Origin of the sequence: Allobosea caraganae (genome assembly GCF_003351345.1) — a bacterium.
Classification (GTDB): domain Bacteria; phylum Pseudomonadota; class Alphaproteobacteria; order Rhizobiales; family Beijerinckiaceae; genus Allobosea; species Allobosea caraganae.
This window is the reverse complement of record NZ_QQTO01000026.1, coordinates 1-12,663: the sequence shown is the minus strand read 5'-3', so window position 1 is coordinate 12,663 and position 12,663 is coordinate 1. Positions and strand designations below refer to the sequence as shown.

Sequence of the window (12,663 nt, the reverse complement as noted above, 5' to 3'; positions counted from 1 at the left end):
CTTGCTTCCGCTCAGAAGAATATCCGGATCGCCACGCCCTATTTCGTTCCCGACGACCTGATCAGGCAACAGCTCCTCGAGGCCCGCAAGCGTGGTGTGGAGGTTCAGATCATCATTCCCGGGCCTCGGACCGATGCGCGCATCGTCAGGAAAGCATCCCGGCACCTTTGGGGCGATCTGCTGCAAGCCGGCGTGAAGATCAGCGAGTATCAGCCCACATTCTTCCACTGTAAGCTGGTGATTGTCGACGACATCTGGACGTCGGTCGGCTCGACGAACATCGATGACCGCGCTTTGAGGCTCAACGACGAGGCGAACGTCAATCTGTTCGACCAGCGTTTTGCCAGCACCCAGATTGCCACGTTCGACAAGGATGCCGCAGCCTCCAAGCCGTACACCTTTGCAGACTGGCAAAACCGCTCGGCGAACGAAAAATTCTCCGATTGGCTCTCAAGCCTTGCGCGGTCGCAAATCTGATGGCCTTGCGCGATCTGGCGTCGCTTCGACTCGCTGGCTGAATCAACGTCGACTTCGCGACATGAGCGTCGCCTCGCATTCCGTCGAGTGCCTTTCGTCTGCTCTCAACTTGTCTTTTAGCTGCTTCGACGCAGTAGCCGGAACTCTCAGCACCCAACGCCGCTGGAGCTGCCCATGACGGTCCGTGACCAGGTCAGCTTCGGCATTCCGAGAGGGAGTTCGGATCAGCGACAGGCTACTCACCGAGCGTATTCGACCAATCTACGTTGAGTTCATCGCGGCAAAGATGTCAGCATACTTGCCGTCCCGTTCTGCCCAACGTCGCGCGTGATCGCGCTTGAGCAGGATCTCCCCAACAGGATGCTCGCCCCGATCGAGGAGGCCCATCACCTCCGCGACAAAGGCGTCCAGCGGCATGGCGCGCGGGTCCGAAACCTGCTGGGGCCCCGTGAGCTCTGTCTGCACATAAGGGGGCGAGAGCTCGAGAACCTCGACAGGTACGTCCCTTAATTGATGTCGCGCCGATACAAGCCAGGAGTGCAGGAAGGCTTTGCTGGCGCAGTATGTGGGAAAATCCGCACGCGGCACGAAGGCGAGTGCGGAACTCGTCGCCATGATTGTCGCGTTTGGCCGCCCCTTCAGGACGGGCAAGAATTCTGCCGTGACAGCCAGCACGCCGAGGATATTCGTCCTTACGATCGCCTCGGCAGCCGACGCATCCCAGCCTTCGGCAGTCATGTCCTCCGGCCGCGAAACACCGGCGTTGGCGATGACCACATTGAGCTCGGGAAAGCGCGCGCGTACTTCTATGCCTAGGCGAGGCAGCGAGGCCGGCTCGTCGAGGTCGAGCGGCATGCCGATAATTCCGGGGTGGGCGCTCGCAATGGCGTCGAGCAATTCTCGACGCCGCCCCGTGACGATCACGCGATTGCCGCGCCCATGGAATGCGACCGCGAGCGCTCGGCCGATGCCGCTCGTTCCGCCGGTGACCAGGATGGTATTTCCTTCGAGTCTCATGACGTATTGTCTCCATTCATTGCCGATGGAGCGCGGGTTCCGTACTTCGTCACCATTGAAGATGCTGCGAGGCCGACCGCGCGTTGAGGGCGATTGAGGGCAAGCCGACGACAGGCCCGCCCATGGACTCAGGGCGCCGTCCTGAGCTTGATCAAGGGGATCAGGAGGAGTGCCGCGCCGGTCGCGGCCGCACCGACGATGAAGGCCGCGGAGAGGCCGGCCCATTGCGTTGCAAGTCCAACGGCGGGGCCGGTGACACCGAGCGCGATGTCCGCGAAGGCCATGAAATTGCCGACGGCTCGACCGCGCTGATCAGGCGGCACGGAGCGGGTGGCGAGAACCCCCATGGCCGGGAAAACGAGAGAGAATCCCAGGCCGGTGAGGATCGCTCCCATTGCTGCGATATTGGGCGAAGGAGCCAGCCACAGCAATGCCTGCCCGGCGAGTTCGAAGGCCAGCGAGCCGACCGCGATCCTGGTCGCGCCAAAGCGAACCGGCAGCCCTGGTCCGACAAGGCGCACAAGCACATAGGCGGCAGCGAAACCGAACAGCGCTATTCCCGCCTGCGACCATCCGCGCGCAGCGTAGTGAAGCGGTAGAAAAGCCGCCATCACCGCGAAGGGCACCATTGAAAGCGCAAGCACCAGCCCCGGGCGCCAGATGAGGCCAAGGACGTGATGGATGGGCACGCGCTGGCCTCCGACAGCCGGCGCCGGCGGAAGACGGACGATGATGGCCAATGCCAGAATAGGTGTAAGGCATGTGATGAGCCCGACTGCCAGAAATCCGTAGGCCCCCTGAGCGGTAAGACCAAACGGGGCACCGAGGCCGAGGGCGGCGTAGATCGCGATCCCCGTCCACGACATGACCCTGCCGGTGCGATCTGCCCCGAGGCGGGCAATGCCCAGGCTCATCAATCCCGTCAGAAACAGGCTCTCGCCGAGACCCATCGATAGCCGGCCAGCAACCATGAAGGCCAGTTTGCCTTCCACGCCGAGGGGCAGCACGCTCGACAACACGTAGGCCACGCCCGAGCTGGCCGCCAGCGGAAGCCCGATGAGGATGGCCTTGCGAGGACCGCCCTGGTCGCAAAGGGTGCCGGCCTGGTGGCGGGTCGAGAGCGTCGCCAGCGACTGAAGCCCGATCACCAAACCGACGACGAATGTGCCGAAACCCAAGTTGCCGCCCAACTCGAGGGACAGGGCGCCAAGCGGCACACTTAGAGCCAGAAATCCCAGGAAGACGGCCAGCACGACCGGAGCAAGCCCGACAAATGCGGACGCGCCAGACGGAATCATTGCGTGGGATGAACATGTAGACACACCGACAAGCGTCCATTTTGATTGATCGCCGAGATTTCCCTGCTGGGACCCCCTCGGCAACGGACGCGTTGGATGACGGTAACGCCTACGGCAGAGCCACTAAGGCAACTGCGAGATTCCTATTATATAGCTCACCCGCTATCGTCAAGATTCCCGTGTCGGCGGCATCGGCAAGGAGATCTGCATCGCCGATGCCGCCATCTTCCGGCTCTGATCAACGAGTGCTGAGCCCAGAGCCTAGGACCGAAAAGTGGAATCCACCTTTCGAAAAAATCCGAAGCTCAGACAGAGAGATAGGCCTCCGCTTCGTGCCCGGCAGGGCGCATGGCGATCTAGATTCCCGCGTACCATTCGTAGCCGCGATCTTCCCAATAGCCGCCATTGCCGCCCCAAAAGGCCCCGAGGCTGTCGACGAGCTCGATGCGCATGAGGTATTTCGCCTGCTTGTAGCCGAGCTGTCGCTCGACCCGCAGGCGCAGAGGCGCGCCGTGCCCGACGGTGAGGTCCTTTCCGTTCATGGCATAGGCCAGGATCGTTTGAGGGTGGAAGGCATCGATGAGATCGATGCTCTCGTAGTAGCGGCCGCTTCCATCCAGCGTCTTTTCCAGCTCGTCGGCGCAGTGGAACAGCGCGAAGTGAGCCGACGGCTTCAATCCGGCGGCGGTCAGGACGAGCCCGAGAGGAACACCCGTCCATTTGCCGATGGCGCTCCAGCCTTCGACGCAATCGTGCCGGGTGATCTGCGTTCGCGAGGGCAGCGTCTTCAGATCCGCCAGCGAGAATTCCTGCGGCCGGTCGACGAGGCCGTCGATCTTCAAGCGCCAATCCGCAAAGCCGTTCTCGACGAGAGCGGCATAGTCCTCGCTGTCAGGTCGGCTCGTTCCGTTCACGCGGAACGATGGCGAAATCTCCGTCTCGCCGAATTCCCGGGCGCGCGCATCGCGACCTTGCAACAGCCTCTGCGCCCTCATCGTCAGATTCTCGGCGGAGCGAATGACCGAACCCACTTGCTCGTTGTGTTCGAGCACGTCGCAACCCGCGAGGGTCAATGCGCTGGCGCCGAGCGTGCTGCCGATCAGGAAACGGCGGCGCGTGAAGAGCTGAACAGTCATGATTTCCGCCCACCGTCTCGGATGGCATAGCGGCCCGTGATCATCGAGCGCATGTTGTTCCAGGTGCCCGACAGAATGACCATCACGACATGCACGACTACGAACAGCACGAGAAGGGACGCTGTGATGAAATGGATCGTCCGGGCGGTCTGACGCCCGCCAAAGACGTCGACGAGCCAGGGAAAGGCGGCATCGATCCCCGGCGACATCGTCAAACCGGTGATGAGCATCAGCGGCAGCAGAACGACGATGACGATCAGATAGGTCAGCTTCTGGAGCGCATTGTAGTGCCGGGCCTCGTCACCTTCCGGGAAGCGAAGCCGGGCATGGTCGACGACCTCATGCCAGAGGTGACGCACCGACAGCTGATGACGCGTCAGTGTCAGGTCCCGCCGGAAATGACCGCTCAGAAAACTGCAGGCGAGATAGACGATACCATTGATGACGAAGAGCCAGGCGAAGAAGAAGTGCCAACGTCTGCCAGCCGCGAGATCCTGAAAGGATGGAATCGTCGCCCAGGCAGGGAAGGCCCGCGCAGCCGGGGCCCCCTCGAAGCTCGAGACGCCGAGTACCCCCGTCGTCCGCAGTTCGACTCCTGCGATCCGTGCGAAGCCGCGCAGATCGTCGCCGCTGCCGGCGGAGCCGATCGTCAGCACCGCAGGGTCACCGTCAGCACCATAGTGGCCCCAGTACAGTTCGGGATGCGCGTTGAATATCTGCAAGCCGCTGAGCAGCAGGACACTCAGGCACAGAACATTCAGCCAATGCGTGAGGCGCGTGGCGATGGAATGCCGCCGGATCAGAGCGATCCTCGGCGCCTCGTCATTGTCGTAGCTCACCCTTTCCATCATGGCGGGCTCCTTGGCTCGCTGGCGTTGCAGATACGGTTGTGGAACGCGAATGCGATGGTCGCTGGTGCCGGCCGGCTCCGAGGGGCGCGTCCTTGAACCTCATCGAGCCGACCGGCTGCCTGGCTAGCTCACAGCGGCGGAACGACGCCGTTGGCACCGACGACGACTTGCTGCGCGGTCAGCGCGCCCTTGCCGTCCTTGGCCGCGGCAATGAACACCACCGCTCCCGAGACGAGGTCGGCCTTCGTGGCAGGGGCCAGCGTGACGACCGGCGTGCCGTCCGGGATCGCGATCTTCTTGTCCTTGCCATGATAGGAAACGGTGACGGTGCGGCCGTCGACGCCCTTTACCGCATCCGCAACCGTAGCGTTGGTCATGCTGCTGTTGGGCTTGAGATCCCAGCCGAAGTTTCCTTCTCCGGTTCCCTTGAGCGCCGGCGGGAAGATCAGGATTGCGAGCGCGCCGTCGCCGCCCTCGGCCTTCGGAAGCGATGCGATGCCGACATAATCGCCCGGCTTGATGTCCGTCACCTGGGCGCGGGCGACACCGGATACCTTCGCTTCCGCTGCGATCATCACGTCGACGACATTGCCCTCTCGGGATTTGACCTTGAGAGCGTCGCCGGTCAGGCCGATGACGCTGCCCCTGACATTGACCCGGTCGGTCTTCGCGCTTTGCGCCATCGCCGGCGTCACGAGGAGACTCGTAGCCGGAAGGCTGATGGCACCGGCAAGAAGCAGTGCAGGAATGAAGTTGCGAAGCATGGTACGATATCCTTACCTATTAGTTGGTAGGCTTGGCGCTCAAGCGTAACCGTCGATATGGCGCGCCATGGTCCACTCGACGGATTGGAAAGCGGCGTATCAGTTCCGCGGCGACAGCCTCTCTAGGAGGGGCCCCGTGATCAGCCCGAAGATCTCGGCGTCTCCATAGGCCCGTGCCGAAAGCATCGCCCCGTGAACGGTCGCCATGAACATTTCGGCTTCGACGCGAGGCGCGTGCGACAAGGTGAAAAATCCGAGCTCGGCGCCTCGTTCGAAGGCAGATGTCAGCCAGGCCGATAGCAGCTGAAAATAGCCGCGGACCTCGATCGCGACATCCGGCGGCAGGGCTGGGAGCTCGCCGGCCAGGAGCGCGCAAACGCAGAACGGTCTGCTTGCATCGGCAATGCAGCCTTTCCAGTAGCCCACATAGTTCCGCAGCTGATCGCGTGGATCGGGAGTGTCGCGCTGCATGCGAGCGACAGTGGCCTGGGCATCCTCTCGATAACGGCTCACGAGCGTCCGCACGAGATCGGCCTTGGTCGGAAAGTGGTGATGGATGCTCGCCTTGCGGATGCCAACCACCTCCGAGATGTCGGCATAGCTGAACCCGTTATAGCCACCGGATACGATCAGCGACCGCGCACAGGCGAGGATCTCTTCGGAGGTGGGCGTAAAGTTACTCATGCAAAATGTCTACCTTCTAGTAGGTAGTATGTCAAGTGCGCAGACTGCTGCGTTAGGGCGTCCTGGTGGCGCGATCACGCGGCAGCGGCTATTCGCTAAATCCGAGCAACAAGGCTCTCGCGATTTCCCGCGCATTCAAGGCGAGCGCGTCATCCGTCAATTCGCCGGCGGTCCAGAAGGAGAGCACGCCCCGAAAGGCGAACGCGAGTTGGCCGGGCAAGCAGCGCAGCGCCTGTTCCCGCCGGGTTTCCGTCAAGCCTTCGCCAGCGCCCAGTGCCAGCCTCCATAAGGTCGTGGAGTGCGCCAAAACCTGCCCGGGCGAAGGGCCGGCAGTGCCAAGCCACCCTAGCACCGCCCGGTTGACCTGCGGCTCCTCGAGCATGACCGCGACTGCCGTATCGATGGCCAGAAGCACGCGGTCGGCCGCGTCCGGACGTGGCAGCGCCTCGGCGAAGCGCCTTGTCATCGTATCGATCCGCCGTCCCGACAGGGCGTGCATGATCGCCGCCTTGCTCCCAAACTGGTTGAAGGGCGTTGCGAAGCTGACTCCGGCCTCGGCAGCGAGGTCGCGCATCGAGAAATCGGCCCTGCCCTCGCGGAGCAGCCGTTCCGCCGCGTCGATCACGCGATGCCGGAGCGGTTCGCCCCTCGTGCTGATGGGAGGAGGTTGGGTCTTGTCGCGCGCCATGTCGGTATCTATATCATGATATAGATACTATCATAGCTTGGAGTTGACTCATGGCGACGACAGCCCCCAAAACTTTCCTCATCACCGGTGTCAGCTCGGGTCTGGGCCGAGCATTCGCCCTGGGCGCGCTTGACGCCGGCCATCACGTGATCGGCACCGTGCGGCGGGAGGCTGACGCCGAGGCCTTTGCCGCGCTCGCGCCCGATCGCGCCTATCCGCTCGTGCTGGACGTAACCGATTTCGACGCGATCCCGGCGGCCGTGACCGATGCGGAGCAACAGGCTGGCTCGATTGACGTGCTGGTGAACAACGCCGGGTATGGCCATGAGGGTGTGCTGGAGGAATCGTCCATGGACGACCTCCAGCGTCAGTTCGCTGCCAACGTGTTCGGTCCGGTCGCGATGGCAAAGGCGGTGCTGCCGGGCATGCGCGCGCGGCGCCGCGGCCACATCATCAACGTCACGTCGATGGGCGGCTTCATCACCATGCCCGGAATCGGCTTCTATTGCGGCAGCAAGTTCGCCCTCGAAGGCATCTCCGAAGCGCTCGGCAAGGAAGTGGCGGGTTTCGGAATCCAGGTGACTGCGCTCGCGCCCGGCCAGTTCCGCACCGATTGGGCCGGCCGTTCCATGGCTCGCACGCCCCGCAGTCTCGCCGACTATGACACGGTGATGGACCCGATCCGCGCCGCGCGGCAGGCCAAGAGCGGCAACCAGCCGGGCGATCCGGCCAAAGCCGCGCGGGCGCTCCTTGCGCTCGTCGAATCCCCGAACCCGCCGGTACGACTGTTTCTGGGCGAGGACGCGCTGGGGCTGGTCGAACAGAAGCTTGACGGGATGCGGGCCGAAATCGCCGCCTGGGACGCACTTTCGCGGTCCACCAGTTTCACGTCATCAGCGCTTTCTGAAACTGGATACAGATGATCCAATCGGTCTACCAGGTAGTGGCAATCCTCGGGATCGTGGCGCGCGATGGCGGGATGAGAGTCCCAATCGGCTGATCAATTGCACCAAGAGTAGCCACGAAATGCAACTGCTCCTTGCAGGATCGCGACGCCGTGCTTTCCCCACTCGAAGGCTGGAAGGATCTCTTAGACTGAAGGAAAGCGCCACAAGCGGACTCTGGTATTCCGCCCGAAAGCGGACTTACGCCGCACACTGCGTGATGGCTGAAATCGACCCGACTCGGACATTGGCCGCGAGTCCGCATTGCGAGGCTGGCCCATTCCTGACGTCTAAGAGGTCCGCTTTCAGGCGGTCCTGTTTCACGAGATCGACGCCAGCGCGAAGCTCGTCCGCTCGTTCTCGCTGACCATGTCCGAGCCGACGATGATCCACGACTTCGTTCTGACCCTGCCGACGCGACATCTCGGCAGATGCTCCGTTCATCGCGGGTGGCTGGTGAATATCAGTTTCAGGACCGGCGCAACGGCCGCTTCGTCGTCGATCTGGTTCGTCAGGAGCTGAGACCAGTTGAACGCCATGATGAGCATCAGCGCCGAATCCGTGTCGAAGTTCGGCGCGAGTTCGCCAAGCGCGATGGCGTGTTCGATCCGGGCCCTCGCCATCTTCGGTGAGGAAGGGGAGTAGATCTGACGCAGCGTCTCGATCGCGGAGGCCTCGCTCTGCGCTTCGGCGATCAGCCCACGCAACGCCGGTCCAGTGGGTGTCTCGCGCCAGAACCGCCACAGCGCTAGCACGATCGCGGTCATGTCCTGGATGAGCTCGCCCTGGAGCGGTGCGCTCAACCGCTCGCTATGTCCGGCCTTGTAGAGCTCGAAGATCAGCGCCGCCTTGTTCGGCCATCGCCGGTAGAGCGTGGGCTTCGAGGCATGCGCGCGCCGGGCGACCTCAGAGAGCGAGAAGTCGGCATAGCCTCTTTCTTCCAGCAGGGCGCGGGCTGCCTCGAGAATGGCGGCGTCGCTCTCCGGATTGCGGACCGCACCGATCGAGGCTCTTCGCGAAGTGGGACTTGACATGGATACCGCTGGTTTCTATATGGAATGGAAACCGACGGTATCTATTCTCCGGGCAGGTGTAAAGATGAGACGAAATCGCCTGGCCCTGATGATGACACTGGGCGCCCATCCCGCCGTGGTCGTGAGCCCCGCGCTGCTCCCGCACAGCTTCGGGACTCGGCGCGAAGCGCCAACCCATGGAGGTTTCATCGCAACCTGATGCGGCGATGGCCCCATCATTCTCGTAAAGCAGCGGACATGTCTGAGACAGCAACGATGACCGCGGCCGTGCTCGACGCTTATGGAACGCCACGGCCCGGCACCTTTCCCGTTCCGTCTTCAGGGCTCTCGCCCGACGAGATTCTGATCCGGCCGCTGGCAGCGGCCGTGAACGGGGTCGATCGTGCGATTGCCTCCGGCAAGCACTTCCTCAGCCCCAGAACCCTTCCCGTCGTCGTCGGTCGTGACGGCGTCGGCCTGACGCCGGACGATCGCCTCGTCTATTTCGATGGCCCGAGCGCACCTTGGGGATCGATGGCCGAGCAGGCCGTGCTGGCGAAGCGGAACCTGATCGAGATTCCGCGCCGCAGCGATCCGGCGGTCGCGGCCGCTCTCGGCAATGGCGGCCTCGCGGCCTGGCTGCCGCTCTCTTGGCGGGCTGGCCTGCGCGAGGGTGAAACGGTCGCCGTGCTGGGTGCGGCCGGTTTCGTCGGATCCCTGGCCCTGCAGGTTGCAAGGCACCTCGGGGCGGGCAGGATCATCGGGGTCGTTCGCGGCGCGGCGGACGTTGCGCACGCCCGCCGCCTCGGCGCCGACGCCGTCATCGACACCGCCGCCGAGTCCGATCTGACGGCCGCCCTGCGGGCCGCGAGCCCGGAAGGCATCGACGTGATCGTCGACTATCTCTGGGGCGAGGTTGCCGCCGCCGCCCTGCAGGCGACCGCCATGGGTGCCCGCCTCGTGCAGGTGGGAACGGTGGCGGGAAACACCCTGGCCCTGTCGGGGGAGACCATGCGGAGCCGAAGCCTGGATGTCCTCGGCTATGTCAGCTTCCGCGCGCCGCTCGAGCTCCGGACCCGAGCCTACCAGACCATGGTGCAACTCGCCGAGGAGGGCCGGATCGAGGTCGCCGTGAAGCGCTACCCGCTTTCGCAGGTCATGGCGGCGTGGAATCATGTCTCGAAGGGTGTGCCAAGCCGGCCTGTCGTGATGGCGGAGCCTCTTGCGTAAATAAGTCAACCGCTTCGACAGGCCGCCGCGCTCGCCGTTCTCGCTGCTGGCTTCCTCGCTGTCGAGCCCGCAACTCAACGAAATCGTTCGGAAGGTGAAGCATCATGCTGGCTGATCTGATCAAAGCAACCATCACGTTCGTAGTGGCGAACTACTCGCTGAGCTTCTTTATGCTCGGGTTGGTCGTATCCCTTGTTGCGATTGCACGATCGGGGAGTTCAATCGACCGACCGCTCGTCGTCGAAAAACTCCTCGCCTGGTACGTCTTCTTCAGCATCGGGGTCGATAATTTCTATAATTTTGTCATGCACGTCTTCTTCGGCGAGATGTCCGCCGCTTTCATCGGCTGGGCCGACAGTCCGTTCCAGTTCGAGGTCGGAACTGCGAGCCTTGGTTACGCCGCTGTCGGCCTGCTCGCAGCTTTTAGGAGCTATGACCTTCGCCTAGCGGCCGTGCTCGGCCCAAGCATCTTCACGCTGGGGGCGGCGGCGGGCCACGTCAATCAGATGATCACCGCGCATAATTTCGCGCCGGGCAATGCCGGCATCATCTTCTGGACGGACATTTTCATCCCTCTCTTCGGATTTGCGCTGTTGTGGTTGCAGCGTCGGAACGTCGACGCGCGCACCGGCACGGCTTCGATCTCGGCTTGAGGAAATCGAGATCAAAGATGGTCGGCGGCATTACGCGGCGACGCTTCGACAAACTCTTGGCCTCGGGACGGCTGTGACGGGTCCGGGCCTGGGCCGTCTTGGCCAATCGGATTGCCCATCGCCAATCTTTACGTTGGAAACTTTTCCGTTGACAGACTGAAGTCGCCCGCTCAAAAGAAATTTACACTGGAAATATTGAGCAATGCCCCCTTGGCTCCTCCCTCTCCGACGAGGTCGCGCATCCGGCTTTGCCCGGCCGGCGGTCACCGGTCCCGGCCGATCCTCGCCGTCGTGGGACCCGCCAGGGCGACCAGGATGCCGGCAGGCCGACCTGCGTGATCCGGTTTACTCGCAGCGCGTGCCGCGAGGACTGCGCGGCAAATGAATTCCGAAGCCTGAGCCGACTCGCGCCGGCGCTCATCCTCACCTCCCGCAACCGGAGCCGTCACATGGGCATCCTCTTCGCCTTCGCGCCTTTCGTCGCCTTCGCCCTCGTCGATCGGGTATCGGGCTCATTCTCCGGACTCCTCGCCGGAGCCATCGTCTCGGTGGGGCTGCTTGCCCGAGACATGTTCGCCGGCCGGGCGCCAAAAATCCTCGAACTCGGCAGCGTGCTGCTGTTCGGCGGCCTTGCCCTTTATGCCGGGCTTACCGGCACGGAGTTCGCGATCATGGCGGGCCGGCTCCTCGTCGACGGGGGCCTCCTGCTGATCGTGCTGATCTCGCTCGTAGCCGGCGTGCCGTTCACCCTGCAATACGCCCGTGAACAGGTGCCGTCCGAGCTGTGGGGTACGCCTGCCTTCAGGCAGACCAACGTCGTCATCACCTGCGTCTGGGCGTTTGCCTTCGCCGTCATCACGGCGGCGGACGCCTTGCTCCTGTTGCGCACGGACGTGCCCCGACATGTCGGCATCTGGGTGATCGTCGCTGCCATCGTAGGCGCCGTGAAGTTCACCGGCTGGTATCCGGAGCGCTCCCAGACCGGCAAAGCCGTGTAACGGCAGCCTCTGGCGCAGAGCCTCTTCCCTTTGAAGAGAGGCTTGCTTCCCGACCATTCGATCCATCTGGCAAGCACGCGCCGCGACGCGCGCCCTTCATCTAGGAACCGACCTCGTGTCCCGCTCGCACCTCATCCGCTCGGCGGCCCGCCCGCCGGTCCTCTCCGGCCCGGCCAGGCGCATCGGCCTGCGCTATGCGCTGCTGAGCTCGCTTGCGGGGCTCGCTCTGGTCTCGCCTGCCGCGCTGGCGCAGACCTCATTCCCGCTCGATCTCTCGGGCGTCCCTGGAAACCCCGGCAGCGGCAATGATGGCGGCCTGAACAAGAACGGCAATCCGGGTGACCCGGGCCATCCGGGCCAGTCCACCACGCTGAGCGTCGACGGGCCGAGCGTGCCGGGTTCGCTGGCTATCACCAGCAATGGCGGCAGCGGCGGGCAAGGCGTCGATGGGGCGGCATCGGGCACCTATTCCAATGGCGGCGACGGCGGCGCTGGCGGAGCCGGCGGGACGGTCGGACTGACCGTCACCGGGGCTCTGGCGGGCAGCCTGCCCGCAGGCGGCGTCCTCGTCGATCTTCGGGCCGATGGCGGCATCGGCGGGGCACCCGGCAGCAATAACAGCTATGCCGGCCGCTCGGGCACGCCCGGTGCGGGGGGCGCGGCGGGGAGCCTCGACTTCACGCAGCAGGCCGGCAGCGCGATCACAAGCGCATCCGGCGGCCCGGCGGTCCAGCTTCACCTGCAAGGCGGCAACGGACTCGATGCCGGCGACGCCAGCACGATCTGGGACACTGCCCAGGGCGTCACCGGCGGCTCGGGCGGAGCGGGCGGAACCGGCGCGGTCGCGCTGTCGGGCGCGATCACCTCGACGGGGTCCGGCGTGGTCGTCCTCAGCCAGGGCGGCGATGCC

General features: G+C 64.0%; 13 protein-coding genes and 1 pseudogene. 6 read left to right on the top strand and 8 right to left on the bottom strand.

What is annotated here, in order from left to right; all coding sequences use genetic code 11:
* On the top strand, nucleotides 1–477 hold a 477-nt coding region (locus DWF00_RS19820; RefSeq protein ID WP_245974110.1), incomplete at its 5' end, for a phospholipase D-like domain-containing protein.
* 261 nt (nucleotides 478–738) lie between these two features.
* Here DWF00_RS19820 and DWF00_RS19815 read toward each other — a convergent pair.
* The 7 genes from DWF00_RS19815 to DWF00_RS19785 all read right to left on the bottom strand — a co-directional run bounded on the left by DWF00_RS19815 (nucleotide 739) and on the right by DWF00_RS19785 (nucleotide 6,915).
* The gene (locus tag DWF00_RS19815) at nucleotides 739–1,494 is read right to left on the bottom strand and encodes an SDR family oxidoreductase (RefSeq protein ID WP_114832835.1); all 756 of its coding nucleotides are present in this window, start codon (nucleotides 1,492–1,494) and stop codon (nucleotides 739–741) included.
* 128 nt (nucleotides 1,495–1,622) lie between these two features.
* Complete coding sequence (locus DWF00_RS19810; protein ID WP_210207960.1) at nucleotides 1,623–2,747, bottom strand: MFS transporter; 1,125 nt, start codon at nucleotides 2,745–2,747, stop codon at nucleotides 1,623–1,625.
* A gap of 401 nt (nucleotides 2,748–3,148) precedes the next feature.
* On the bottom strand, nucleotides 3,149–3,928 hold the full coding sequence (locus DWF00_RS19805) for a molybdopterin-binding protein (RefSeq protein WP_114832833.1): 780 nt from the start codon (nucleotides 3,926–3,928) through the stop codon (nucleotides 3,149–3,151).
* Nucleotides 3,925–4,779, bottom strand: coding sequence for a cytochrome b/b6 domain-containing protein (locus DWF00_RS19800; RefSeq protein ID WP_114832832.1), 855 nt, complete (start codon nucleotides 4,777–4,779; stop codon nucleotides 3,925–3,927). The genes DWF00_RS19805 and DWF00_RS19800 overlap by 4 nt, the downstream gene beginning before the upstream one ends.
* 128 nt (nucleotides 4,780–4,907) lie before the next feature.
* The gene (locus DWF00_RS19795) at nucleotides 4,908–5,543 is read right to left on the bottom strand and encodes a hypothetical protein (RefSeq protein ID WP_114832831.1); all 636 of its coding nucleotides are present in this window, start codon (nucleotides 5,541–5,543) and stop codon (nucleotides 4,908–4,910) included.
* A 99-nt stretch (nucleotides 5,544–5,642) separates the two neighbouring features.
* Nucleotides 5,643–6,227: a TetR/AcrR family transcriptional regulator gene (locus tag DWF00_RS19790; RefSeq protein ID WP_114832830.1), complete on the bottom strand. Its 585-nt coding sequence runs from the start codon at nucleotides 6,225–6,227 to the stop codon at nucleotides 5,643–5,645.
* An 88-nt stretch (nucleotides 6,228–6,315) separates the two neighbouring features.
* A complete protein-coding gene (locus DWF00_RS19785) occupies nucleotides 6,316–6,915 on the bottom strand; it encodes a TetR/AcrR family transcriptional regulator (RefSeq protein WP_114832829.1) in 600 nt (199 codons plus the stop codon).
* Nucleotides 6,916–6,965: 50 nt separating this feature from the next.
* On the opposite strand from DWF00_RS19785, the gene DWF00_RS19780 reads away from it, so the two are divergent.
* A complete protein-coding gene (locus DWF00_RS19780) occupies nucleotides 6,966–7,838 on the top strand; it encodes an oxidoreductase (RefSeq protein ID WP_114832828.1) in 873 nt (290 codons plus the stop codon).
* A 461-nt stretch (nucleotides 7,839–8,299) separates the two neighbouring features.
* Here the strand turns inward: DWF00_RS19780 and DWF00_RS19775 are convergent, their stop codons facing one another.
* Complete coding sequence (locus DWF00_RS19775) at nucleotides 8,300–8,893, bottom strand: TetR/AcrR family transcriptional regulator (RefSeq protein WP_114832827.1); 594 nt, start codon at nucleotides 8,891–8,893, stop codon at nucleotides 8,300–8,302.
* A gap of 255 nt (nucleotides 8,894–9,148) precedes the next feature.
* On the opposite strand from DWF00_RS19775, the gene DWF00_RS19770 reads away from it, so the two are divergent.
* The 4 genes and pseudogenes from DWF00_RS19770 to DWF00_RS19755 all read left to right on the top strand — a co-directional run.
* Nucleotides 9,149–10,102, top strand: a complete 954-nt coding sequence (locus DWF00_RS19770; protein ID WP_114832826.1) for a quinone oxidoreductase family protein — start codon at nucleotides 9,149–9,151, stop codon at nucleotides 10,100–10,102.
* Nucleotides 10,103–10,206: 104 nt separating this feature from the next.
* Nucleotides 10,207–10,755: a DUF6790 family protein gene (locus tag DWF00_RS19765; protein ID WP_181832924.1), complete on the top strand. Its 549-nt coding sequence runs from the start codon at nucleotides 10,207–10,209 to the stop codon at nucleotides 10,753–10,755.
* A gap of 449 nt (nucleotides 10,756–11,204) precedes the next feature.
* A complete protein-coding gene (locus DWF00_RS19760) occupies nucleotides 11,205–11,753 on the top strand; it encodes a hypothetical protein (protein ID WP_114832825.1) in 549 nt (182 codons plus the stop codon).
* A 115-nt stretch (nucleotides 11,754–11,868) separates the two neighbouring features.
* A pseudogene (locus DWF00_RS19755) lies at nucleotides 11,869–12,663 on the top strand (hypothetical protein); the annotation flags it as partial.